A 22555-nucleotide genomic window follows, 5' to 3' on the forward strand; every position below is an offset into this window, starting at 1 on the left:
GGAAGGTGTCCCGGTCAGGGAACGATCGAGTCGATGAGTCCGCCGTCGACCCTGATCGCCGCCCCCGTGGTGGCCGAGGCGAGGGGCGAGCTGAGATAGACCACCATGTTCGCGATCTCCTCGGGCTCGATCAGCCGCTGGAGCAGGGACTGCGGGCGGTGTTCGAGCATGAAGGCGCGCTGCGCCTCGTCCCAGGGCAGCGACGAGCCCATCAGCCCGTACACGAACTCCTCCACGCCGGGCGTGTGGGTCGGCCCCGCGAGTACGGAATTGACGGTCACACCGCTGCCCGCCGCGGCCTTGGCGAATCCCCGGGCGACCGCGAGCAGCGAGGTCTTGGACACTCCGTAGTGGATCATCTCGGCGGGGATGGCGATCGCGGAGTCACTGGCGATGTACTGGACGCGTCCCCAGGACCGTTCGGTCATCCCTCCCAGATAGGCCCGGGTGAGCCGGACCGCGGTCAGGACATTGACCTCGAAGTACCGCCGCCACTCGTCATCGCTGATCTCCAGCGCGGGCCGGGCGCCGAAGATACCCAGATTGTTGACGAGGATGTCCGCCCGGGGCAGTGCGTCGAGCACCTGCCGGGTCCCCTCGTCCGAGGCGACGTCACCGGGCACGGCGAGGAATTCACCGTCGGGCACCTGCCCGCCCAGGCGCTCCAGCGCCGCGTCCACCGAGTCGGCGCCGCGCCCGTTGACGGCGACGCGGGCCCCGGCGCGGGCGAGTCCCGCCGCGATGGCCGCGCCGATCCCCTGCGTCGAGCCCGTCACCAGTGCGGTCTTTCCGGCGAGGTCGATCTGCACGATTCAGCTCCCTTTCCGGTGCCTTCATTGCGTCACGCCCATGGTGTGCGAGGGACGCACCAGGTCCCGGCCCGACGTGCCGGGCGGCGTGTCGGGCCGGGCGCCGTCGCGCGCGGGTGTCGTGATGATCCGTCATCGGATGCCGCCTGCCCCTTGATGTGAACCCGACACCTGTGTCATATATGTCTAGACCATTGCCCCCCAGGTGGAGGACACGGCCATGAGAAGGACCCTCAGCCTTGCCGCCCTCGCGTCCGCCGCCGTCCTCGTGCTGGGCGCGTGCGGCACCGGCGACGAGGCCGCGAAGGCGCCTTCGGCACCCACCGGCGTCACGGCCCAGGCCGGGAGCGCCACTTCCGTCCATGTCATGTGGAAGCCGGCCGCCGGCAAGGACGGAGTCAGCGGATATGAGGTCTACCGGGGCAAGACGAAGATCAAGGACGTCCCGGCCGGCCAGAGCATGATCGACGTCACCGGGCTGAAGCCGGCTACCGCCTACACCTTCAGCGTCCGGGCCCGGGGCGCCGAGGGCACCGTCTCCCCGCCCAGCGGTGAACTGGCCGTCACCACACCGGCCGCGGTCGCCGAGGACAAGAAGGCTCCGGCCCGGCCGACCGGAGTGACCGGCAAGAGCGACGGCGCCCGGGGCGCCAGGCTCAACTGGGCCGCGGCGGCGGGCGACCAGGGCGTCACCTCGTACGACATCTACCAGGGCGGCTCCAAGATCCATAGCGTCGACGGGGAGGCGACCGGCGCGCGGCTCACCCAGCTGCGGCCAGGGACCCGCTACAGCTTCACCGTCACCGCGCGCGACGCGGCCGACAACACCTCGCCCGCCAGCCGGGCGGTGGAGATCACGACCCCGCGCGGCCCCGGCGACGATCCCGACACCGCGCCGATCGACTTCCGGGCCGCGACACACGCCGCCGACGGCGCTCACTACGTGGATCTGTCCTGGCTGGCGCCGAAGACCGGCGGCAAGGTCCCCTCCTATCAGATCTATCTCGACGGGAAGTTCGCGACGACCCTGATCTGGGGTGGCGAGCCCCCGACGGGCAGGGCCACGTACAGCGTGTACGCGAGCAAGAAGGCAGGCGAGACCTACCGGGTGAAGATCCGTGCCAAGCTGCCCGACGGCAACTGGGGCAAGTTCTCCGCGGAACGGACCATCGTCACCGGCGACGCCCGGCCCTGACGACGGACAACGGGCCCCGCTTCGGGGAAGGATGGGGCACGCGGGACCGCCCGCATTCACGACAGGAGCCACCGATGTCCGTCCGCAGAGTCGTACCCGACATCCGGTCCGAGGCCATGAAGGAGAGCCGGGACTTCTACGGACTCCTCGGACTGGAGGAAGTCATGAACCTGGGCTGGGTCATGACGCTCGCCTCCCCTTCCCAGCCCAGCGCGCAGCTGACGCTCATGCGGCACGACGAGTCCGTCGCCGTCGTCCCCGATCTGAGCATCGAGGTGGACGACGTGGACACGGTGTACGCGGCGGTCGTCGCGAGCGGAGCCGAGATCGTCTACCCGCTGCGCGACGAGGCGTGGGGGGTGCGGCGGTTCTTCGTCACCGATCCCAACGGCCGGGTGGTCAATGTGGTGAGTCACCTCCGGCAGTGACACAGGCGGCCTCCTCCGGGCCGGGCGACCCGATTTCGTCGAGATGGTTCTCCACCCAGGCGCGTACCTGCCCGAGCGGTTCGGCGACGCTCACGCCGAGCGCCGTGAGCGCGTACTCCACATGGAGAGGTACGGCCGGGTAGACCGTGCGGTCGACGAAGCCGTGGTCCTCCAGCCGGCGCAGGGTGCTCGTCAGCACCTTGGGGCTGACGCCCTGCAGCCGTCGCTGCAGCGCGCCGAACCGCTGCGGCCCCTCCTCCAGCGCGCCGATCGCCAGCGCGGCCCACTTGTTGGCCAGCAGATCGAGCACATCCCGGCACGGGCACTGGGCCGCGTAGACGTCGTGCTCGGCGTGTCGGCCCGTCGTACAGGTGATGGCCATCGCGCGTCCCTCCATACTGCCCTGAGCTGCATACTTCCCCAGAGATAGTAATTGCCCTTGCGGGAAACCAATACCCCGGGGATAGCTTGCGGACGTCGGACAGCAGCCGCCGGGGGTATGCAGGTGCCCCCGCACGCACCACAGGAGAACCGCGATGAGCGACAACGCGACAACGATGCGCGCGATCACCCAGGACACCTTGGGCGGCCCCGAGGTACTCCGGCTCACCGAACTGGCACGGCCGGAACCTCTGCCGACCGAGGTACAGGTACGAGTCCACGCGGCGGGGGTGAACCCCGTCGACTGGAAGACCCGCGAGGGCGGCGGTATGTCCGGCGTCCTGGGGGAACCTCCTTTCGTGCTGGGCTGGGATGTCTCCGGCGTCGTGTCGGCGGTCGGTTTCGGTGTCCACACCCTTCAGGCGGGCGACGAGGTGTACGGGATGCCGTGGTTCCCCCGGCAGGCAGGCGCCTATGCCGAGTATGTGACCGCGCCCTCCCGCCAGTTCGCCCGGAAGCCCGAGTCGGTCAGCCATGAACTGGCCGCCGCGGTACCGCTGGCCGCGCTCACCGCGTGGCAGTCGCTCACCGACGCCGCGCGGGTCGAGCCGGGACAGCGTGTCCTCATCCACGCCGCCGCGGGCGGTGTGGGCCACTTCGCGGTGCAGTTCGCCAAGCACCTCGGCGCTCATGTCATCGGCACCGCCAGCGCCGCCAAGCACGACTGGCTGCGCTCGCTCGGCGCCGATGAGCTCGTCGACTACACCGCGGTCCGGTTCGAGGACGCCGTACGCGACGTCGATGTGGTGATCGATCTCGTCGGGGACGGGCACGACGCGACAAGCACCCGCTCGCTCAGGACCCTGCGGCCGGGCGGCGTCCTCGTCGCCGTGCCCTCCGGCATCTCCCCCGGGCTGTACGACGCGGCCCTCGCCAGGGGCGTGCGCGCGACCGCCTTTCTGGTGGAGCCCGACGGCGTTTCCCTGACCCGGATCGCGGGGCTGATCGACGAGGGCGTCACGAAGGTCGAGGTCGAGGACGTCCTTCCGCTGTCCGACGCGGCCGAGGCGCACCGCCGGGGCGAGCGGGGACGGACCCGCGGCAAGCTCGTCCTGCGCGTCACCTCCTGACATCCGCCGCAGGCCCCGGGCAGCGGCCAGGGGCTGGGCTCCGGCTCGTACACCACCCGCCTCAGCTTCGGACCGAGGCACGCGGGCGGTCTCCCTCCCGCCTGCTCCTGACCCGCAACCGGGTCAGGAGCCCCCGGCGGCCGCCCGCGCGTGGAGGTTCGTGCGCCACGGCCGTCGACCCGGATGCCGGTGCCGCTGGTCCTGCTCGTCCAGGTCCTGCCGGTCCTGTCGCTCCGGGTGCGGGTACGGGTTCGTGTCGCTGCCGCAGTCGGTGCCTGGACGCGATTCCGTGTCCGGGTGCTCGCGCCGGTGCCGGCGCTGGCGCTCGTCCTGTCCCCTCGTGCCCCCGGGCAGCGTCCCCGGCGTGCGGAAGAGAGCTGCCGGGGCGCGGCGCGGGGCGCACGCGCCGGGCCGCCGTGAGCAACGTGTCAAGACTGGCCTGGTGCCACTGGATCTCGTCCGGGTGATCCGCCACCAGCAGACGCTGAACCGCCGTCCGCGCGGCCTCCGACTCGGGCCGGCCCCGGCCGAGGTCCGGCCGCAGCCGCTCCAGATAGGCCCGTTCGTACGGATCGGCCACCAGCTCGGCCAGCTGGACCGGATCGAGCACACAGCCCGCGATGGCGGCCCGCTCCCAGGGGTCCCCGCTCTCATGCAGCAACTGACCGATGCGCCGACCCCGCCAGTTGCGCGGACGCCAGTCCTCCCCCGCCCCCAGCCCGGCCCGCAGCGGCCGTGGGAACCTTCCGGCCAGCAGGGCCGGTTCTCTGATGGCGAAGGACCGCAGCTCCTCGGCCAGATAGAGCCATACGACCGCGCGATAGCGATTGAGATAGAACCTCACCGGCACGATGAACCCCGATCGGGCCAGCTGCGTGAAGCGCCCCGGGCTGACGGGCATCAGCGCCGCCCCCTCGGCCGTGCCCACGGTCCGCACCCGCTCGCGCAGGGTGTCCGGGAATCCCTCCGCCGCCCGCAGACGGTCGATCTCCAGGCGCGTGACCTGCCGTCGGCCCAGGGTCATCCCGGTGACCGAGCCCGCGGTCGTCGCGCCGGCGATGGTGATGGTACGGATGTGTCCGAGCTGCGCGGCGAGCTCGAACTCGCCGCGTCGCAGCTCCAGTTCCCGCGCGGCCCGGTCGGCGCCGACGGACCGTGGCTCTTTCCCCGCGGTCTCCGCCGTCGCGGCCGTCGCGGCCACGGCGATCGTGTTCGTTTCCCCGGCGTCGTCGTTCCGGGTCTGTGACTGAGCATCGCTGACGGACATGGTGGTCCTCCCCCGTGAGGCGTAACTACTCTCGGTGACGACCGTAGCGCGACAGCGGCGTTTCTCGCCGAGCCTGTGGATAACTCCCGGACCGGGCCGAAATCCGGCCTCCGGCTCAGGGTCTTCTCCGGGAACCTCCGAGATGTCCGAGACCTTGAGGACGTCTAAGCCCCGGGGACGTCAGAGACCGCTCAGACTGGTGCCTCCCGGCTGCCGCGCCGCGACGCCGAGGTGCTCACCGACCCGGTTGACGAGCAGCGTCATCTCGTAGGCGACCTGACCGACATCGGCCTCGGCCGCCGTCAGGACGCACAGACAGCTGCCGTCACCGGCGGCGGTGACGAACAGCAGCGCCTCGTCGAACTCGACCATCGTCTGCCGCGCCTGGCCGGCCCGGAAATGCCGCCCCGATCCCCGCGCGAGGCTGTGCAGCCCCGAGGAGACCGCCGCGAGATGTTCCGCGTCCTCGCGCTCCAGTCCGCTGCTGGCCCCCGTCACCAGGCCGTCGTTGGACAGCACCAGCGCGTGCTTGATGTGCTCGACTCGTTCGGTCAGGTCGTCGAGCAACCAGTCGAGTCCCTTTTCCAACGGCATTGTCGTTCCTCCCCGTTCAGGTGTTCCCCATGGTTCCGCAACGCCCGTAGCCTTCCTCACCGGCCGCTCGCGGGCAAGCGGGTCCCCGGGGCGTCGCGTCGCGTCGGCCGCTCCGGCGGCGGAAAATGCGGACATGGCGACAAACATGAGCAAGGAGCAGTGGCACGCCTTCGTCTCGGAAGGTACGCGCACCGGCAAGCTGTCCACCGTACGGGCCGACGGGAGCCCGCACATCGCGCCCGTCTGGTTCGTACTGGACGGTGACGATCTCGTCTTCAACACCGGCAAGGACACCGTGAAGGGCCGCAATCTGCTGCGCGACGGCCGGCTCGCGCTGTGCGTGGACGACGAACGTCCGCCGTTCGCCTTCGTGGTGATCAACGGCCGGGCCGAGATCCACGAGGAGCCGGACCAACTGCGCGACTGGGCGACCCGGATCGCCGCGCGCTACATGGGGGAGGACCGGGCGCGGGAGTTCGGGGAGCGCAACGGCGTGCCGGGGGAACTGGTGGTGCGGGTGAAGATCGACAAGGTGCTGGCCTACGCGGGGGTCGCCGACTGACGTGCGGGCGGGGCGCCCGACACGACTCCGTGTCGGGCGCCCCGCCCAGCCGCCCAGCCCGCCCCGCCCCGCCCGCCTGGTCGGCGCCGCGACGGGCCGCGCGCGATCTCGGGCGTCAGGCGGCCGACCCCATGCTCAGCCCCTCGACCGGTCCGGAGAGCGCGGCCTTGACGGCACGGCTCACATCGTCGGCGAGGACCTCGCTCTCGCCCTTCTCCAGCGCGGTGATCACATCGCGGGCCACATGCCGCGGATCGTTCTTGACGACGTCCAGCCCACGGATCATGTCGGTGTCCGTGTACCCGAGATGAACCCCCACCACCTGTGTTCCCTGGGGCGCCAGTTCCAGCCGGAGCGAGTTGGTGAGCGACCACAGAGCGGCCTTCGTCGCACCGTAGACACCGGCTCCCGCCGCCCAGGACAGCGCCGAGTGAATATCGACCAGCGCGCCGCCACCACGGGCCGCGAGTACAGGGGCGAACGCCTGGGCGACGCGCAGCGCGCCGAACACATTCGCCTCGAAGAGGGCCCTGACCTCGTCGATATCGACCTCGGTCAGCGCCCCTCCGGCGAAGACCCCGGCGTTGTTGATGACGATGGAGACGTCGCCGGCCCTGCGCGCCAGTTCCCCGACCGAGTCCCCGTCGGTCACCTCCAGCGGCAGGGGGACGATCCGCGGGTCGCTCTCGGCGACGGGTGTACGGGCCGTCGCATAGACCTTGGCGGCTCCCGCCTCCAGCAGTTCCTGTACGAAGGCCCGGCCGAGGCCGCGCTGCCCGCCGGTGACCAGGGCGGTCGCTCCGTTGACGGTGGTCATGTCGCTCTCTCCTCATGGAACGGACAATGGAGTAGACAGAGGCGTAATCCATTAGCCTCTGTCTCCACGGTGCTCGCCCGTCGCGACATAGTCAAGTAGGATTCGGTTATGTCATGGGTAGCCAGTGAGCGATATCGCGTACGCCAGGCTCCTGCCGGACTCGCGCTGGTGCAGGAGCTGATCAACACCCGCGCGATCAGCGACTACGCGCCCGATCTGCTGGCCGATCGCGAGACCGCCGAGCGATGGCTGGCCGGCGCCGCCGGGGAGTGGACCCGTATCCACGGCCTCGGCTCCCCCGACTGCACGCTGTCCCCGTCGGATCCCCGCGCCCTGCGCGACCTGCGGGAGTCCTTCGAGCGGCTGCTCACCACCCCGCCCCCGGCGCCGGATACGGATCCCGCACCCGGCGCGGCGCCCCGTCCCGTACTCGTTCCCGGGACGGCGCCGCGTCCCGTTCGCGGCGTGACGGTGCGGCTCGCCCCCGACGAGCAGGGGCAGGTACAGCTGCTCCCGGTCGGCCGGGGGCGCGGCTGGCTGGAGTCGGCCCTCTGGTCGGAGACACTGCTCGCCCAGCGGGCCGGAACGTGGCCCCGGCTCAAGATCTGCCGCAACGGCGAGTGCGGATCGGCCTTCTACGACACGTCACGCAACAACAGCGGCGTCTGGCACGACGTACGTATCTGCGGCAACGCCGTCAATCTGCGCGCCTCGCGGCAGCGCAAGCGGATACGGGCCGCCGCCGAGGAGACGCCCCTCAGTCCCGCGCGGCGACCCGGGCGGCCCGGAGCGTGAGGTAGCGCCGTTCCGGAAGGCTGGTCGTACGGCGCGCCGCCTCCCGGTAGTTCGCCAGCGCGCCCTGCGGGTCACCGGCCATTTCGAGGAGGTGGGCCCGCGCCACATACAGCCGGTGGCTGCCCGCGAGACGGCCGTCGGCGTCGAGGTCATCAAGGATGGCGAGCCCGGCGTCCGCGCCGCGCACCATCGCGACGGCCACCGCCCGGTTCAGCGACACGACCGGATTGGCGGACAGCTGCTCCAGCACTCCGTACAGGGCGAGGATCTGCGGCCAGTCCGTCTCCTCGACCGTCGCCGCCTCGTCGTGGACGGCGGCGACCGCCGCCTGGACCTGATACGGACCGAGAGGCCCCTTCGGCAGGGTGGCCGTGAGGAGCGCGGTCCCCTCGTCGATGGCCCGCGCGTCCCAGAGCCCCCGGTCCTGCTCCGCGAGCGGGATCAGCTCCCCGTCCGGGCCGGTGCGCGCCGCGCTTCTGGCGTGGGTGAGCAGCATCAGTGCCAGCAGACCGGCCACCTCGCTGTCATCGGGGAGCAGTTGATGGGCGGCTCTGGTCAGCCGGATCGCTTCCCGGGACAGCTCGACCCGTTGCAGATCGGGGCCCTCGCTGGTGGCGTATCCCTCGTTGAAGATCAGATAGAGGACATGCAGCACGGCGTCGAGCCGGCCGGCCCGCTCCTCGTCCTCCGGCATCTGGAACGGGACCTCGGACGTCCTGATCCGCTGCTTGGCCCGGCTGATCCGCTGCCCCATCGTCGTCTCCGGCACCATGAAGGCGCGCGCGATCTGGCTCGTGGTCAGACCCCCGACGCAGCGCAGGGTCAGCGCGATCGCGGCCGTGGGCGACAGCGCGGGATGGCAGCACAGGAACAGCAGGACCAGCGAGTCGTCCCGGTCCGCCGGGTCCTCGCGGTCCGCCGCCGGCGCCGTCCACCGGTCCGCGGGCAGTTGTCTCGCCGCCAGGTCCTCGCGGCGGCGGCGCGCCTGCTCGCCACGTACCCGCTCGGTCATCCGGCGGCTCGCGACCTGGATCAGCCAGCCTCGTGGGTTGCCGGGCACCCCCTCGTCGGGCCACTGCGTCGCCGCCGCGAGCAGCGCTTCCTGCACGGCGTCCTCGGCCCAGTCGAAGTCCCCGAACCGCCGGGTGAGCACGCCGACGACCTGCGGCGCCAGCGTGCGCAGCAGGTCCTCGGCCGTCGTCTCCCCGTCGATGCGCGGATCCCTGCCCGGATCGGGCTCGGGCTCCACCGGACGGGGGGTCGTATCAGTCAGCGCTCACATCTCCTCGGGCGGTCCCGCCATCACCTGGTGCACCTCGACCGGCATGTTCAGCGGCTTTCCGCCCGGGCCTGGCGCTGTCGACACGTGCGCCGCCAGTTCCACCGCGCGCTCCGCGCTGTCGCAGTCCACGATCCAGTAACCGGCCAGGAATTCCTTGGTCTCGGGAAACGGCCCCTCGGTGATGACGGCGGAGCCGTCGCCGCCCGCCCGTACGATCCTGGCCTGGCCGGGACCCGCCAGCCCCTCCGCCGAGACCAGCTCCCCCGCCTCGGAGAGCTTCTGGTTCGTGTCGCGCATGAAGGCGATATGGGCCCTGAGTTCGTCCTGGGTCCACTCCGTGATCGGCGGGAAGTCCACGGTCTTCTCACTGAACTGCATCAGCAGCATGTACTTCATGACGTTCTCCTCACTGTCGCGCCCTTCTCGGCGCTCTCACTGACAGGTAGAAGCACGCGCCGTGATTTCGACATCCTCGACGGGGACGAGCGAAGTTTTCTCAAGAGAATCTCCACGCGAAGCCCCCTGGCGACCTCCGAGATCCCGGAACATCCCGGACATCCCGGATGTCCGGAACCTCTGGGACAAGCTACCCCCGGGAAAAGCCGACGGGAAGTGGGGCGGCCCGAGCGGTGTGACGGCCGCGCCGTGGATCATAGCCACATGGCCCATGACCACACACATGTGCAGGAATTCTTCGGCTCCCGGGCGGCGGAGTGGGACGCGCGTTTCCCCGACGACGGTCCGGCCTATGCCGCCGCCGTCGCCGAACTGGGGCTGCGTCCCGGTGACGCCGTGCTGGACGCGGGCTGCGGGACGGGCCGCGCGCTGCCTCCCCTGCGGGACGCGGTGGGCGCGCGGGGCACGGTCCTGGGCGTGGATCTGACCCCGGAGATGCTCGCCGCGGCCGTACGGGCCGGCCGTCGCGCCGCCGGACAGCTGCTGCTCGCGGATGTGAGCCGGCTGCCGGTGCGTTCCGCGGCGCTGGACGCGGTGTTCGGTGCGGGGCTGATCGCGCACCTCCCGCACCCCGGCGACAATCTGCGGGAGCTGGCCCGCGTCGTACGGCCGGGGGGCCGGCTGGCGCTGTTCCATCCCGTCGGCCGGGCGGCGCTGGCGGCCCGGCAGGGCCGGCGGATCACGGACGGGGATCTGCGCGCCGAGCCCAACCTCCGCCCGCTGCTGGCCGGTTCGGGCTGGCGGCTGGAGTCGTACACCGACGAGGACTCCCGCTTCCTGGCCCTGGCCGTACGCCACGGCTGATCCCCGCGTCCCGGCCCTTCGCGGCAGCGCCACGGCCGGGCCCCGTCCCGGCTGCTCCCGGCGCGCACCGGGGAAGGGCCTCTTCTGCCGGAGCCCGGTCGACCGTACGTTGGAAGGGCGGCCCCGACGGCCGCGCGGCCCCGAGCAGCGCCAGGCAGCAGGGAAGGTGGACCCCGTGTTCAGCAGACTGCGCAGGATCCTCGTGTCGGACCGTGCCACCGCCCCGGCCGCGGAACGGTCCCCGGCCCGGCCGCACAACATATTCGAGGCCGCCGCCACCTATGTGTCGGCGTGCGCGGAGGACGATCAGCAGCGGATCGACGAGGCGGCGGGCTGGGTCTCACCGGAGGCGCTCTCCTTCGGTGTCAGCGAACTCGCCTGCCGCGCGGTCATCGCGCTCGCCCGCGAGCGCGACGAGTCGCCGCAGACCGTGGCCCGCGGCCTGCTCGGCCTGCCCGTGGCCGGGCCCTGAGCGGGAAAGCCTGCTCGTACCGCGCTCTCGACGTCCGGGTTACCCACTGGTTAGGGTGCGCCGACAACCGATGGGTTCGGGAGGCGCGGTGACCGGAACGGAAGACTCCGTGGACGACGACGCACTGTATGTGCTCACCGCCGCGCTGCTCACACCGGCGGGATTCCCTGCCGTACTCGGCGACGACTACCCGGAGGCCTGTGCCGCCCTCGGTCTCGATCCGTACGACCGGGGGTATGGGCTGGTCATGGGCCAGGACGGCGACGGGGCCCGCTGGACCGTGGTGGTGGACGACGTGTCGCTGGTCGCGGTCGCGATCGCGGCCTGGGACTGCGGCATGGAGCACGACCTGTCCCCGGGGGAACGGACCGTGGTGTGCGCCCTGCCCGGCTGGCCGGTCGCCCTGGCGGTCGCGGCGCCCGGCGTACCCGCCCCGCACGACCCGGAACCGGAACCCGGCGCCGGGGAGGATCGCCTCCGGCCGCCTCTCGCGCCGCCCGACACGGAGACATGGGGCCCGGCTCAGCGGCGCCTCGGCGCGGACGGAATCGCGCTCCAGTGGACGGCGTGGCGGGAACAGCTGCACGGCAGGGAACCGGAGGCCGCCGACGGCGACGGAGCACCGGCGCCCGCCCACGAAGGGGTGCGGCGCGTGCTGAAGGAGCTGCGCGGCTATCTGGACACGCCACCGCCACCCGGCCGGGTCCGCTCCGGCTTCGCCCCCGGCGAGGCGCGGACCCTGCGCGCCGACGGTCCCGGCTGGTCCTTCGTCGCCAGGACCGACGACATGGCGTTCGTCCTGCTGGACGAGGAGCCGGGGGAAGTGCTGCCGGTCGGCCGGGGCGCGGAACTGCCTCACCTGCTGAAGGCGCTCGACGACATGGCCGTACGGCCGGCCTGACACCCGCGACACCCGCGCGGACGGCGCCCCACGAGCGGCGCCCCACCCGGACGGCCGGCTTCCGGTCGCGGGACCTACGGCGTGCGCGTGCGGGGCCCCCGGGCCGTCCGGCCCAGGACCCCGCACGCGGGTGACTCACCCCGGCCGGGTCAGCGGCCGAGTTCCTTCCGGCTGATCCTCCGCAGCCTGCGGCGCTGCGACGGGTCCAGCATCAGATACGCGGCCGCCGGCACGCCGAGCACCACCAGTAGCGAGAACCAGAATCCGATCAGCGGTATCAGAAGAAGGCCAACGGCCACTCCCCCGATGGCGATCTTCGTACGTGTCGACATCCCGACGCCTCCTTCGCGGCCAAGCCGCTTCCTGCCCAGTGAACGCGCACGGGCGTCCGCCAGTTCCACTATGCGCCCGCGCGCAGCGGTTCGCCGACCTCATGCATATGGCCGAGCGCCTGGCGGTACGACTCGATCAGTCCGGTCTCCGTGTACGGGAGCCCCAGCGCGAGGCAGTGGGCGCGCACCATCGGCTGGGCGAGCCGCAGATGGGGGCGCGGCATGCTGGGGAAGAGGTGGTGCTCGATCTGGTAGTTCAGCCCGCCGAGGAACCAGTCGGTCAGAAGTCCGCCGCGGACGTTCCGCGAGGTCAGGACCTGACGGCGGAGATGGCCCCAGCCCTCGCTGTTCTCCGGATCGGGCATCTCCATGCCCTTGTGGTTGGGCGCGAAGGCCATGCCCAGATGGAGACCGAGGAGCATCTGGTTGATCACGGCGAAGACAACGGCCTGGCCGACGCTCATCGTGGTCAGCAGCAGGGTCACGTACGCCACGACATGCGCGGCGAGCAGCGCCCCCTCGGTCACCCGCCGGCGGGCGGGCATCCGGTCGTCGCCGCGGGAGAAGACGGCCTGGAAGCCGTACACCTTGAGGGCGATGCCCTCCAGCGTGGTCAGCGGGAAGAACAGCCATGCCTGGTGGCGGGTGAGCCAGCGGCGCAGTCCCGTCCGGCCCGCCGTCTGGTGCTGGGTGAAGACGAGGATGTCGGCGGCGACGTCCGGGTCCTTGTCGATGTGATTGGGGTTGGCGTGGTGCCGGTTGTGCTTGTCGTTCCACCACTCCTGGCTCATTCCGAGCATCAGGTTGGCGTGGACGAGCTGGATGACACGGCCTCTGCCCCGGTCGGCGGTGATCTGGGCGTGCCCCGCGTCATGGCCGACGAACGCCATACGCGCCGATACGACGGCCAGCGGGGGCGCGAGGAGCAGCGTCCACCAGGAGGATCCGAGGAGCACCATTCCGGCGACGATCGCGGCCAGGAAGAGGAAGTTGACGGTGATGCCCCGGGCGTACCAGGCGACCCGTCGCTCCAGGAGGCCCTGTTCCTTGACCGTACGCAGGAGAGGGGTGAAGTCGCTGCCGCCGGCGCGGCCGACTGCGGGGTCGGGTATGGGCTCCGCGAGGGGGCTGGCGGCGGCTTGGGGCATGTCGGTCTCCGGTCTGTAGGCCGAGGTGGGCGCTGAGAGAGGGCCGCGCGGACTGCGTCGGCCCCTGTGAAACGTAGGGGTGTGTGCTACCTGGCAGCCATGAGGCCACCACCCGGAACGGGTGGGTGCTGACCGGGGGGGTGGGGGTGGTGCTGGCTACACCTGGGGTGTCGCGGGAGTGAGCCGGGTCACGGCGGTGCCGTCGCCGCGTGGCTTCGCGGTGGGGTACCCTCGGCGGCTCCGACCCGCATTAGTCAAACTTGAGGAATGCGTCTTCGCTGTGCACAGGCTCCCTGCGGCAACGCTCTCCCGAACCGCCGAACTCCCAACGTGTTCCACCGTCTTTCTCCCCGCGGATCCGGCTCGCACCGGACGGATCGCCTTCTGGCGATCCGACGGCGCGGAGCCGCCGTCCGGACCGGGCTCCCCGGAGGAACTGGCCGTCGTCGACACCGAAGGCCACCTTCTCACGGTCCGGGCGCTGTTGACTCCCGTATCCGCCGCTCTCCCGGTGCTCACCAGGGCCCGCGCCGCGGCGAACACATCGCCGTCCGCCGCCTTCTGGGGCGCCGCGGCGCTGCTGGCCCTGCAACTCGCCGCCCGTGGGCGGCTGTTGCCCGGCCTCACCGGTACGGATCACGACGCGTGGCGGGCCGGACCGCTGAGCGCCGAGGATCTGGAGCGGATCCGCGCGCTGGCCGCGTCCATGCCGCCCAGCGCGCACGCCGTACCGCTCGGCACCGCCGCCGGCCCACCGGCCGGCCCGGTGGACACGCTCCTTCTCCCCCGGCCCGAAGGGCTCTTGAGGGCTTTCCTCGACGCCGTCGCCGACGGGCTGCCGCGTACGCCGGCGGCCACGCTCGTCGCGGCGGGGCCCGCCTTCGCCGCCACCCCGCCGCGGCGCTTTCCCGAACTGCGTGACTGGGCCGGGGATGTGGCGGCGGGGCACGACGCGGGCGTACGGCTCTCGCTGCGCGTCGAACTGCCGGGCCTGGCCGACGACGCGTCGGGCACACCGGGGCCGGTCTTCCGCGCCGTCCTCCAGATGCACAGCGTCAGCGATCCCTCGGCGGTCGCCGACGCCGCCGACGTGTGGTCGGGTTCGGCGGCGGCCTTCGGGCCGCGCGCCCGGCTGGACGCCCTGCTCGCGCTGCGCCGCGCCGCCCGCGCCTGGCCGCCGCTCGCCCCGCTGCTCTCGGCCGCCGTGCCGGACTCCATCGAGCTGGCGGACGAGGAGGTCACCGAACTGCTCGGGGAGGCGGCCGGAGCGCTCGCCGCGACCGGCGTCCAGGTGCACTGGCCACGGGAGCCGGCGCGCACACTGACGGCCCGCGCGGTGATCGGCCCCCCGGAGGAAGGGGCCGGCTCCGACGCGGCCGCCGCGACAGACGGTGCCGATTCCGCCGGAACCGGCGGATCCCCGCGGCGGGGGACGGATCTGCCCGCCTTCCTGTCGGCCGACGCGCTCCTCTCCTTCAACTGGCACTTCGCGCTGGGCGATCAGCGGCTCACCCGCGCCGAGCTGGACCGGCTCGCCGAGGCGAGCCGTCCCGTCGTCCGGCTGCGTGACCAGTGGGTCCTGATCGACCCGGCGGAGGCCAGGCGTGCCCGCGAGAGCCAGGACCGCAAGCTCAGCCCGGTCGACGCGCTCGAAGCCGTACTCACCGGCTCCACCGAGGTCGAGGGCCGCCGGGTCGAGGTTCGGGCGACGGGCTGGCTCGCCACCCTGCGCGACCGGCTCGCCGATCCGGAGCGCGCGGAACAGGAGATCGGCCAGCCGGCCGCGCTCGCCGCGACGCTCCGTGACTACCAGCTCCGCGGGCTCAACTGGCTCCACCGCATGACCTCGCTCGGACTCGGCGGCTGTCTCGCCGACGACATGGGGCTCGGCAAGACCATCACCCTCATCGCGCTCCATCTGCACCGGCAGACCGACCCGGCGGCGGCCGGCCCGACCCTGGTCGTCTGCCCGGCCTCCCTGATGGGCAACTGGCAGCGGGAGATCGAACGGTTCGGTCCCGGCACACCGGTGCGCCGCTTCCACGGTGCCTCGCGCGGTCTGGAGGAGCTGGGTGACGGCGAGTTCGTCCTCACCACGTACGGCACCATGCGGCTGGACGCGGAGCGGCTCGGCGGGACGGACTGGGGCATGGTCGTGGCCGACGAGGCGCAGCACGTCAAGAACCCGTACTCCGCCACCGCGCGGCAGCTGCGCACGATCGGCGCCAGGGCCAGGGTCGCCCTTTCCGGCACGCCCGTGGAGAACAACCTCTCCGAGCTGTGGGCGATCCTCGACTGGACGACCCCCGGGCTCCTCGGCCGCCTCGGCACGTTCCGCACCCGCTACGCGGAATCCGTCGAGAGCGGCAACGACCCGGCGGCGGCCGAACGGCTCGCCGCGCTGGTCCGCCCGTTCCTGCTGCGCCGCAGGAAGTCCGATCCGGGGATCGCGCCCGAGCTGCCGCCCAAGACCGAGACCGACCGCGCCGTCTCCCTCACGAGGGAACAGGCCGGCCTGTACGAGGCGGTGGTACGGGAGACCCTCGCCGCGATCGCGGAGGCGGGCGGCATGGAACGCCGCGGGCTCGTCGTCAAACTGCTGACCGCGCTCAAGCAGATCTGCAATCACCCGGCGCAGTATCTGAAGGAGGAGCGGCCGCGCCTCACGGACCGCTCCGGGAAGCTGGAGCTGCTGGACGAGTTGCTGGACACGATCCTCGCGGAGGACGCGAGCGTGCTGGTCTTCACCCAGTACGTACAGATGGCGCGGCTGCTGGAGCGGCATCTCGCGGCGCGCGGTGTGCCGACCCAGTTCCTGCACGGCGGTACGCCGATCGCCGAGCGCGAGGCGATGGTGGACCGCTTCCAGAACGGCGAGGTGCCGGTCTTCCTGCTGTCGTTGAAGGCGGCGGGCACCGGGCTCAATCTGACCCGCGCCGAGCATGTCGTGCACTTCGACCGCTGGTGGAACCCCGCCGTCGAGGCGCAGGCGACGGACCGCGCGTACCGCATCGGACAGCTCCGGCCCGTACAGGTGCACCGGATGATCACCGAAGGCACGATCGAGGACCGGATCGCCGAGATGCTGGCGCGCAAGCAAGGTCTGGCCGACGCCGTACTGGGCTCCGGCGAGGCGGCCCTGACCGAACTGACCGACGCCGAGCTGGCGGATCTGGTGGAGCTGCGAGGGAGCGCCCGATGAGTGGTGCGTACGACGGCGGTTCCGAGGACGGTTCGCTGGATTCGCCCGGCGGCTCGCAGGACGGCGACGAGCGCACCTTCGCCGCCCTGGCGCCCGCCCAGGGCCGGGCCTTCGCGCAGACCTGGTGGGGCCGGGCCTGGCTGAAGGCGCTGGAGGACACCGCGCTCGACGGCCAGCAGCTGAAGCGAGGGCGCAGACAGGCCCGCGAGGGCGCCGTCGGCGCCGTGTCCGTACGGCCGGGACGGATCACCGCGGTCGTCCAGGACCGGGACGGCACCGCCCAGCGCAGCGATGTGCTGTTGCAGCAGCTGAGCGAGGAGGAGTGGGACCGCTTCCTGGACATGGCGGTCGACCGGGCGGGGCATATCGCGGCCCTGCTGGACCGGGAGATGCCGCCGCATCTGGTGGAGGACGCCGCGGGCGCCGGGGTCGAACTCCTCCCCGGTATAGGCGACCTGGAGCCGGAGTGCGGCTGCGAGGCCTGGGACCACTGCCCGCACTCCGCCGCGCTCTGCTACCAGATGGCCAGGCTGCTGGACCAGGATCCGTTCGTCCTGCTGCTGATGCGGGGCAGGAGCGAGCGCCGGCTCCTCGACGAGCTTCAGGTACGCAGCGTCGCGCGCGCCGCCCGTACGAAGGAGGAGCCGGGAGACGGTACGCGTGACGGCGCCGGCGGCGAGGAGCCGGGCGTACCGGCCGTGGCCGCCTTCGCGGCGCGCGGCCTCCTGCCCCCGCTGCCCGCTCCCCCGCCGCTGCCGCCGGAGCCGGAGCCGGGACAGCCCCCGGCCCTGGACACGGAGGGCGCGCCGCCCGCCGGGATCGACGCGGACGCCCTGGAGTTCCTCGCCGCGGACGCGGCGGCGCGGGCGCTGCGGCTGCTGTCGGAGGCCCTGCTGCCCGGCCATCAACAGCAGCCGGAGGAGCCGGAGCTGACGCCCGCGCAGGACGCGGTACGGCTGGCCGCGACGGCGTCCGGCCAGCGGCTGGTGGCGCGGCTCGCCTCGGGCTCCGGCCGGCGGCCGGCCGAGCTGGATCTCGCGGTACGCGCCTGGAGGTACGGCGGCGCGGCGGCCCTCGCCGTACTGGAGGACGCCTGGACCCCGGAGCCCGAGGCCCTCGCACGGGCCACGGCGGCTCTCGACGCCGCCTGGGAGGACGGGGACCGGCCTCCGCTGCGGGCGGGCGGCGGCGGTCGCTGGACGGTGGCCGGGACTCCGGCGCAGTTGCGGTACGGCCGCGACGGACGCTGGTGGCCGTACCGCAAGGAGCGCGGCCGCTGGGCCCCGGCCGGTCCGGGCGGCCCCGATCCCGCGGCGGCCCTCGCGGACGCGCTCGCCGGGGACGTGCCCACCGGGGAATGAGGTGATCTGTACGGCACGGTGGCCCGGTGGGACGCTTGTCCGGCCGGGCCGCCGGAGCGACGATGGTCACGTCCGGTGACGTCCGACCGGGGAGGCCGTGTTGACCGACACCTGGGTGGCTCTGGAAGCGGGCGCCGACCCGGTGAAGCGCCGGGGGGCGCTGCGCCGCGCGTACGAGTCGTACGCGACCGCGGGACGGGTCGAGCATCCGGTGCGGTCGGTGGTGGCGGCCTCCTGGCGGCGCTCCGCCCGTGCCCATGTCAGCCCGGAGGGCACGGCGCGCGTGGAGCTGTCCGACGACGAGCTGGCCGGATACCGCGACGCCCACCCGCTGGCCCGGGTGATGCCGCTCTTCCGTGAACTGATGGGCGCGTACGCGATGGACGGCGAGCATCTGATGGCCGTGTGCGACGCGCACGGCAGACTGCTCTGGGTCGAGGGGCACCGGGCGACCCGGCTGCTGGCGGGCCGGATGAACTTCGTGCCGGGCGCGCGCTGGTCGGAGGCCGTCACCGGAACGAACGCGCCCGGCACCGCGATCGCCGTGGACCGGCCCGTACAGGTCTTCGCGGCCGAGCACTTCCAGCGGCCCGCGCACCCATGGACCTGCGCGGCGGCGCCCGTCCACGATCCGTTCAGCGGACGGCTGCTGGGCGCCGTGGACATCACCGGTGGTGACCGGCTGGCCCATCCGCACAGTCTGGCCTTCGTGGGCGCGGTCGCGCGGGCCGCGGAGTCACAGCTCGCGCTGCTCGCGCCGGCGCCCGACGCCGACGCCGGGGCCGTACGGCTGACCGCGCTGGGACGTGACGAGGCGCTGCTGGTGGCGGCCGGCCGCAAGCTGCGGCTGAGCCCCCGGCACAGCGAGATCCTGACACTCCTCGCGCGCCGTCCCGACGGCGTCACGGGGGACGAACTGCTCATCGAGCTGTACGAGGACGAGTCGGTCACGCCGGTCACGCTGCGCGCGGAACTCTCCCGGCTGCGCGGGCTGCTCGGCCCCGGTCTGCTGCGTTCGCGGCCCTACCGGCTGGCCGCGCCCGTCGAGTCGGACTACGACACCGTGCGGCGGCGGCTGGCCTCCGGATCCGTGACCTCCGCGATGAGCGCGTACGCCGGGCCGCTGCTGCCCGCCTCGCGGGCGCCCAGGGTGGTACGGCTGCGCCGGCGTCTCGCGGACCAGCTGCGGGCCGCGCTGATCGCCCGCGGTGACCCGGGGCTGCTGGCGGACTGGGCGTACAGCCCCTGGGGCGAGGACGACCTTCCGGCGTGGCGGGCGCTCGCGTCCGTGCTCCCCGGACAGCAGCGCCCCGCCGCACTCGCGCGCGTACGCGAACTCGACGCGTGGCAGCGGAGGTGACGGCTGCGCCCCGGCCATGCGGGCGAACGTACATACGATGAACCGCTCCGCCGGCTGACCACGCTCGGCGCCTCCCGCGCTGCGGAGCCGCTCCTCGCTCCTTACTGTCGGTTCACAGAGCACCACGGCACCCGCCCGTGCGACGGGCCGCACTCCGCCGGGTGTCCCGACCGGAACCGGAGGAGCCTTCATGCCGGAGCTGTTCATCGGCGGCAGATGGACGGCGGCCGTCAGCGGGCAGACGCGCGAGATCCGCTGTCCCGCCGACGGCACGCTGGTCGCGACCGTCGACGAGGCCGGGCCGAAGGACGCCGCCGCGGCGATCGCCGCGGCCCGTGACGCCTTCGACCGGGGTCCCTGGCCCGCCACCCCGGCCGCCGAGCGCGGCGCGCTGCTGCTGCGCGTCGCGGATCTGCTGGAGCGCGACAAGGCGGCACTCGCCAGAGCCGAGTCCCTGGACACCGGGAAGCGGCTCGTCGAGAGCGCCTACGACATCGACGACATCGCCAACTGCTTCCGCTACTTCGGCAATCTGACGGCGGCGGGCGGCACCGACAGGATCGTCGACACCGGCAACCCCGGCGTGGACAGCCGGGTGGTGCATGAGCCGGTCGGTGTGTGCGCGTTGATCACCCCGTGGAACTATCCGCTGCTCCAGACCGCCTGGAAGGTCGCCCCGGCGCTCGGCGCGGGCAACACGTTCGTCCTCAAGCCCAGCGAACTGACCCCGCACACCGCCATCATGCTGATGAGTCTGCTGACCGAGGCCGGGCTGCCCGCCGGGGTCGCGAATCTCGTCCTGGGCGCGGGACCGACCGCGGGCGCACCGCTCAGCGAGGACCCGCGGGTCGACATGGTGTCGTTCACCGGCGGTCTGGTCACCGGCCGGCGCATCATGGCCGCCGCGGCGCCGACCGTGAAGAGGATCGCTCTGGAGCTGGGCGGCAAGAACCCCAATATCGTCTTCGCCGACGCCGCGTACGAGGCGGCCGTCGACTACGCGCTGACCGCGGTGTTCCTGCATTCGGGGCAGGTCTGTTCGGCCGGGGCCCGGCTGCTCGTCCAGGACGAGCTGCACGACGCGTTCGTCGACGACGTGGTGGCGCGGGCGCGCGCGATCCCGCTGGGCGGACCGTTCGACGAGAACGCCCGTACCGGACCGCTGATCTCCGCCGCGCACCGCGCCAAGGTCGAGGCGTATGTGGCGGCGGGGCTGGCCGAGGGCGCGGTGCTGCGGTGCGGGGGCGCGCGGCCGGACGACCCCGCGCTGCGCGACGGCTTCTACTATCTGCCGACCGTGCTGGACGAGTGCACGCCGGGGATGTCCGTGGTGCGCGACGAGTCGTTCGGACCGGTCCTCACCGTCGAGCGGTTCCGCGACGAGACGGAGGCGCTCGCGCTCGCCAACGACACGGTCTACGGGCTCACGGGGGCCGTCTGGTCGCAGGACGTGGGCCGCGCGCACCGGGTGGCCTCCCGGCTGCGCGCGGGCACCGTGTGGATCAATGACTTCCAGCCGTATGTGCCGCAGGCGGAGTGGGGCGGGATGAAACAGTCCGGCTTCGGCCGTGAGCTGGGGCCCGCCGGACTCGCCGAGTACCAGGAGGCGAAACATGTGTGGCGCAATCTCGCACCGCGGCCCCTGGGATGGTTCGAGTGACGCCGGGCCCCGGCCGCGTACCGTCGGGTCCTGAGCCCGCGCCTGATGCCCGCAGCGCCCATGACATCCAGAGCCAGGACGACGACGACTCCCTGAAGGCGTTCGGTTACAAACCCGAACTGAAGCGCACTCTCGGCACCTTCCACACCTTCGCCGCCGGAATCAGCTACATCTCGATCCTCACCGGAACCTTCCAGCTCTTCTACTTCGGCGTCAAGTTCGCCGGGCCCGGCTACTGGTGGTCGTGGCCGATGGTGTTCCTCGGCCAGCTGATGGTGGCCCTGTGCTTCTGCGAGCTGGCCGCCAGCTATCCGGTCGCCGGTTCGATCTACAACTGGTCCAAGAAGCTGGGCGGACCGCATCTCGGCTGGCTGGGCGGCTGGATGATGGTGACCGCCACCATGGTCTCCCTCGCGGCGGTCGCCCTCGCCTACCAGATCACACTGCCGCAGATCTCCGGCGTCTTCCAGTTCGTCGGGAACGGCAGCGGACCCACCGACGCCGCGAAGAACGCCGTACTGCTCGGCTCGGTACTGATCGTCTTCACCACGCTGGTCAACGCCTTCGGCGTCAAACTGATGGCCACCATCAACTCCGCCGGGGTGATGGTGGAACTGATCGCCGCGATCGTACTGATCGGGCTGCTGGCCGCGCACATCACCCGCGGCCCCGGCGCGATCGTCACGACCGGCGGTTTCGGCGCCGGTCAGCCGCTCGGCTACTTCGGGGCCTTCCTGACCGCGTCGCTCGCCTCCGCGTATGTGATGTACGGGTTCGACACGGCGTCCTCGCTGGGCGAGGAGTCGCTCAACCCCCGTCGCAACGCGCCACGCGCGATCCTGCGGGCCCTCATCGCGTCCTTCCTCATCGGCGGGCTCATCCTGCTGTTCGCGCTGCTCGCCGTGCCCGATCTGCACAACAAGGCGCTGGCCGCGGACGGACTCCAGTACGTGGTGCTCTCCACGCTCGGTTCGACCGTCGGCCAGATCGTGCTGTGGTGCGTGGTCGTCGCCATCACCGTATGCGCGCTCGCGGTGCACGCGGCCGGTATCCGGCTGGCGTTCGCGATGGCGCGCGACAACTGCCTGCCCGCGTCCTCGCTGGTGGCCCGGGTCAGCCCGCGGTTCGGGACCCCGGTGGTGCCCGCCATCTTCATCGGGTTCGTCGCCATCTGCATCCTGGTGATCAATATCGACCAGCCGCAGATCTTCTCGGTGATCACCAGCATCGCGATCATCATGATCTATGTGGCCTATCTGCTGGTCACCCTGCCCATGCTGGTCCGCCGGCTGCGCGGCACCTGGAAGCCGGCCGAGGGACACTTCTCGCTCGGCGGGTTCGGGCTGCCGGTCAATGTCCTCGCCGTGCTGTGGGGCGCGGCCATGTCACTCAACCTGGCGTGGCCTCGCCACGAGGTGTACAACGCCTCGCCGCCGTACCACTGGTATCTGCGCTGGGGCGCGTTCCTCTTCGTCGGCGTCGTCGCCGTCGGCGGCTTCACCTACTACTGGTTCGTCCAGCGCACCCGCACCGGCACGCTCGCGGCGCACCGGTCGGCGGCCGAGGAGCCCGAGCCGCCCGCCACCATCCCCTGAACGC

22 protein-coding genes are annotated in these 22555 nt (G+C 72.2%); 13 read left to right on the forward strand and 9 right to left on the reverse strand.

All coding sequences use genetic code 11. The features are described 5' to 3' along the window. Nucleotides 1–14 precede the first annotated feature (14 nt). Nucleotides 15–809, reverse strand: coding sequence for an SDR family NAD(P)-dependent oxidoreductase (locus ACZ7LS_RS13720; protein WP_385129834.1), 795 nt, complete (start codon nucleotides 807–809; stop codon nucleotides 15–17). Between the two features lie 220 nt (nucleotides 810–1029). Between ACZ7LS_RS13720 and ACZ7LS_RS13725 the strand changes: the two genes are divergently transcribed. Together ACZ7LS_RS13725 and ACZ7LS_RS13730 are read left to right on the forward strand one after the other, a co-directional pair. Next, on the forward strand, nucleotides 1030–2004 hold the full coding sequence (locus ACZ7LS_RS13725; RefSeq protein WP_385129836.1) for a fibronectin type III domain-containing protein: 975 nt from the start codon (nucleotides 1030–1032) through the stop codon (nucleotides 2002–2004). Between the two features lie 74 nt (nucleotides 2005–2078). Next, complete coding sequence (locus tag ACZ7LS_RS13730; protein WP_129766339.1) at nucleotides 2079–2432, forward strand: VOC family protein; 354 nt, start codon at nucleotides 2079–2081, stop codon at nucleotides 2430–2432. Here the strand turns inward: ACZ7LS_RS13730 and ACZ7LS_RS13735 are convergent. After that, nucleotides 2404–2814 (reverse strand): winged helix-turn-helix transcriptional regulator, encoded by a 411-nt coding sequence (locus ACZ7LS_RS13735; protein ID WP_382529339.1) that lies wholly within the window; start codon nucleotides 2812–2814, stop codon nucleotides 2404–2406. The two genes, ACZ7LS_RS13730 and ACZ7LS_RS13735, sit on opposite strands and share 29 nt — an antisense overlap. A 154-nt stretch (nucleotides 2815–2968) precedes the next feature. On the opposite strand from ACZ7LS_RS13735, the gene ACZ7LS_RS13740 reads away from it, so the two are divergent. Further along, nucleotides 2969–3943, forward strand: coding sequence for an NADP-dependent oxidoreductase (locus ACZ7LS_RS13740; RefSeq protein WP_385129838.1), 975 nt, complete (start codon nucleotides 2969–2971; stop codon nucleotides 3941–3943). 61 nt (nucleotides 3944–4004) lie between these two features. Here the strand turns inward: ACZ7LS_RS13740 and ACZ7LS_RS13745 are convergent, their stop codons facing one another. Both ACZ7LS_RS13745 and ACZ7LS_RS13750 read right to left on the reverse strand, forming a co-directional pair. Further along, the gene (locus tag ACZ7LS_RS13745; protein ID WP_385129840.1) at nucleotides 4005–5210 is read right to left on the reverse strand and encodes a DUF6397 family protein; all 1206 of its coding nucleotides are present in this window, start codon (nucleotides 5208–5210) and stop codon (nucleotides 4005–4007) included. 180 nt (nucleotides 5211–5390) lie between these two features. Continuing rightward, nucleotides 5391–5804 carry a roadblock/LC7 domain-containing protein gene (locus ACZ7LS_RS13750; RefSeq protein ID WP_030354287.1) on the reverse strand — a complete coding sequence of 138 codons (414 nt, stop codon included), beginning with the start codon at nucleotides 5802–5804 and terminating at the stop codon, nucleotides 5391–5393. Between the two features lie 133 nt (nucleotides 5805–5937). Here ACZ7LS_RS13750 and ACZ7LS_RS13755 point away from each other — a divergent pair, with 133 nt between their 5' ends. Beyond that, the gene (locus ACZ7LS_RS13755) at nucleotides 5938–6366 is read left to right on the forward strand and encodes a PPOX class F420-dependent oxidoreductase (RefSeq protein ID WP_382968395.1); all 429 of its coding nucleotides are present in this window, start codon (nucleotides 5938–5940) and stop codon (nucleotides 6364–6366) included. A gap of 115 nt (nucleotides 6367–6481) precedes the next feature. Here ACZ7LS_RS13755 and ACZ7LS_RS13760 read toward each other — a convergent pair whose 3' ends face one another. Continuing rightward, nucleotides 6482–7183, reverse strand: a complete 702-nt coding sequence (locus tag ACZ7LS_RS13760) for an SDR family oxidoreductase (protein WP_385134384.1) — start codon at nucleotides 7181–7183, stop codon at nucleotides 6482–6484. 108 nt (nucleotides 7184–7291) lie between these two features. On the opposite strand from ACZ7LS_RS13760, the gene ACZ7LS_RS13765 reads away from it, so the two are divergent. After that, nucleotides 7292–7978 carry a CGNR zinc finger domain-containing protein gene (locus ACZ7LS_RS13765; RefSeq protein ID WP_385134387.1) on the forward strand — a complete coding sequence of 229 codons (687 nt, stop codon included), beginning with the start codon at nucleotides 7292–7294 and terminating at the stop codon, nucleotides 7976–7978. Here ACZ7LS_RS13765 and ACZ7LS_RS13770 read toward each other — a convergent pair. After that, the gene (locus ACZ7LS_RS13770; RefSeq protein ID WP_385134390.1) at nucleotides 7941–9227 is read right to left on the reverse strand and encodes an RNA polymerase sigma factor; all 1287 of its coding nucleotides are present in this window, start codon (nucleotides 9225–9227) and stop codon (nucleotides 7941–7943) included. The two genes, ACZ7LS_RS13765 and ACZ7LS_RS13770, sit on opposite strands and share 38 nt — an antisense overlap. A 27-nt stretch (nucleotides 9228–9254) precedes the next feature. Beyond that, nucleotides 9255–9656 carry a YciI family protein gene (locus ACZ7LS_RS13775; protein WP_382672611.1) on the reverse strand — a complete coding sequence of 134 codons (402 nt, stop codon included), beginning with the start codon at nucleotides 9654–9656 and terminating at the stop codon, nucleotides 9255–9257. 264 nt (nucleotides 9657–9920) lie between these two features. Here ACZ7LS_RS13775 and ACZ7LS_RS13780 point away from each other — a divergent pair, with 264 nt between their 5' ends. The 3 genes from ACZ7LS_RS13780 to ACZ7LS_RS13790 all read left to right on the forward strand — a co-directional run bounded on the left by ACZ7LS_RS13780 (nucleotide 9921) and on the right by ACZ7LS_RS13790 (nucleotide 11893). After that, on the forward strand, nucleotides 9921–10520 hold the full coding sequence (locus ACZ7LS_RS13780; RefSeq protein WP_382968402.1) for a class I SAM-dependent methyltransferase: 600 nt from the start codon (nucleotides 9921–9923) through the stop codon (nucleotides 10518–10520). 175 nt (nucleotides 10521–10695) lie between these two features. Further along, nucleotides 10696–10992 carry a hypothetical protein gene (locus tag ACZ7LS_RS13785; RefSeq protein ID WP_382530031.1) on the forward strand — a complete coding sequence of 99 codons (297 nt, stop codon included), beginning with the start codon at nucleotides 10696–10698 and terminating at the stop codon, nucleotides 10990–10992. Between the two features lie 70 nt (nucleotides 10993–11062). Continuing rightward, the gene (locus ACZ7LS_RS13790; protein WP_382672815.1) at nucleotides 11063–11893 is read left to right on the forward strand and encodes a hypothetical protein; all 831 of its coding nucleotides are present in this window, start codon (nucleotides 11063–11065) and stop codon (nucleotides 11891–11893) included. A gap of 149 nt (nucleotides 11894–12042) precedes the next feature. On the opposite strand, the gene ACZ7LS_RS13795 is transcribed toward ACZ7LS_RS13790, so the two are convergent. Further along, the gene (locus ACZ7LS_RS13795; RefSeq protein ID WP_129766350.1) at nucleotides 12043–12225 is read right to left on the reverse strand and encodes a hypothetical protein; all 183 of its coding nucleotides are present in this window, start codon (nucleotides 12223–12225) and stop codon (nucleotides 12043–12045) included. A 68-nt stretch (nucleotides 12226–12293) separates the two neighbouring features. Further along, on the reverse strand, nucleotides 12294–13373 hold the full coding sequence (locus ACZ7LS_RS13800) for a fatty acid desaturase family protein (RefSeq protein WP_382530034.1): 1080 nt from the start codon (nucleotides 13371–13373) through the stop codon (nucleotides 12294–12296). A gap of 280 nt (nucleotides 13374–13653) precedes the next feature. Between ACZ7LS_RS13800 and ACZ7LS_RS13805 the strand changes: the two genes are divergently transcribed. The 5 genes from ACZ7LS_RS13805 to ACZ7LS_RS13825 all read left to right on the forward strand — a co-directional run bounded on the left by ACZ7LS_RS13805 (nucleotide 13654) and on the right by ACZ7LS_RS13825 (nucleotide 22551). After that, complete coding sequence (locus tag ACZ7LS_RS13805; RefSeq protein WP_385134396.1) at nucleotides 13654–16575, forward strand: DEAD/DEAH box helicase; 2922 nt, start codon at nucleotides 13654–13656, stop codon at nucleotides 16573–16575. After that, on the forward strand, nucleotides 16572–17936 hold the full coding sequence (locus tag ACZ7LS_RS13810; protein ID WP_385134399.1) for an SWIM zinc finger family protein: 1365 nt from the start codon (nucleotides 16572–16574) through the stop codon (nucleotides 17934–17936). The genes ACZ7LS_RS13805 and ACZ7LS_RS13810 overlap by 4 nt, the downstream gene beginning before the upstream one ends. A gap of 100 nt (nucleotides 17937–18036) precedes the next feature. Further along, nucleotides 18037–19296: a GAF domain-containing protein gene (locus ACZ7LS_RS13815; protein WP_385134402.1), complete on the forward strand. Its 1260-nt coding sequence runs from the start codon at nucleotides 18037–18039 to the stop codon at nucleotides 19294–19296. 190 nt (nucleotides 19297–19486) lie between these two features. Then, nucleotides 19487–20956, forward strand: a complete 1470-nt coding sequence (locus tag ACZ7LS_RS13820) for an aldehyde dehydrogenase family protein (protein WP_382672627.1) — start codon at nucleotides 19487–19489, stop codon at nucleotides 20954–20956. Next, nucleotides 20944–22551, forward strand: a complete 1608-nt coding sequence (locus tag ACZ7LS_RS13825) for an APC family permease (RefSeq protein ID WP_382530044.1) — start codon at nucleotides 20944–20946, stop codon at nucleotides 22549–22551. The genes ACZ7LS_RS13820 and ACZ7LS_RS13825 overlap by 13 nt, the downstream gene beginning before the upstream one ends. Nucleotides 22552–22555: the final 4 nt, after the last annotated feature.

The sequence above is a fragment of the Streptomyces sp. NPDC039430 genome (genome assembly GCF_055639435.1).

Coding starts and splice junctions, on each gene's coding strand:
- ACZ7LS_RS13725 (WP_385129836.1), top strand. CDS start 1,030: ATGAGAAGGACCCTCAGCCTTGCCGCCCTCGCGTCCGCCGCCGTCCTC.
- ACZ7LS_RS13730 (WP_129766339.1), top strand. CDS start 2,079: ATGTCCGTCCGCAGAGTCGTACCCGACATCCGGTCCGAGGCCATGAAG.
- ACZ7LS_RS13735 (WP_382529339.1), bottom strand. CDS start 2,814: ATGGCCATCACCTGTACGACGGGCCGACACGCCGAGCACGACGTCTAC.
- ACZ7LS_RS13740 (WP_385129838.1), top strand. CDS start 2,969: ATGAGCGACAACGCGACAACGATGCGCGCGATCACCCAGGACACCTTG.
- ACZ7LS_RS13745 (WP_385129840.1), bottom strand. CDS start 5,210: ATGTCCGTCAGCGATGCTCAGTCACAGACCCGGAACGACGACGCCGGG.
- ACZ7LS_RS13750 (WP_030354287.1), bottom strand. CDS start 5,804: ATGCCGTTGGAAAAGGGACTCGACTGGTTGCTCGACGACCTGACCGAA.
- ACZ7LS_RS13755 (WP_382968395.1), top strand. CDS start 5,938: ATGGCGACAAACATGAGCAAGGAGCAGTGGCACGCCTTCGTCTCGGAA.
- ACZ7LS_RS13760 (WP_385134384.1), bottom strand. CDS start 7,183: ATGACCACCGTCAACGGAGCGACCGCCCTGGTCACCGGCGGGCAGCGC.
- ACZ7LS_RS13765 (WP_385134387.1), top strand. CDS start 7,292: ATGTCATGGGTAGCCAGTGAGCGATATCGCGTACGCCAGGCTCCTGCC.
- ACZ7LS_RS13775 (WP_382672611.1), bottom strand. CDS start 9,656: ATGAAGTACATGCTGCTGATGCAGTTCAGTGAGAAGACCGTGGACTTC.
- ACZ7LS_RS13780 (WP_382968402.1), top strand. CDS start 9,921: ATGGCCCATGACCACACACATGTGCAGGAATTCTTCGGCTCCCGGGCG.
- ACZ7LS_RS13790 (WP_382672815.1), top strand. CDS start 11,063: ATGGGTTCGGGAGGCGCGGTGACCGGAACGGAAGACTCCGTGGACGAC.
- ACZ7LS_RS13795 (WP_129766350.1), bottom strand. CDS start 12,225: ATGTCGACACGTACGAAGATCGCCATCGGGGGAGTGGCCGTTGGCCTT.
- ACZ7LS_RS13800 (WP_382530034.1), bottom strand. CDS start 13,373: ATGCCCCAAGCCGCCGCCAGCCCCCTCGCGGAGCCCATACCCGACCCC.
- ACZ7LS_RS13810 (WP_385134399.1), top strand. CDS start 16,572: ATGAGTGGTGCGTACGACGGCGGTTCCGAGGACGGTTCGCTGGATTCG.
- ACZ7LS_RS13820 (WP_382672627.1), top strand. CDS start 19,487: ATGCCGGAGCTGTTCATCGGCGGCAGATGGACGGCGGCCGTCAGCGGG.
- ACZ7LS_RS13825 (WP_382530044.1), top strand. CDS start 20,944: ATGGTTCGAGTGACGCCGGGCCCCGGCCGCGTACCGTCGGGTCCTGAG.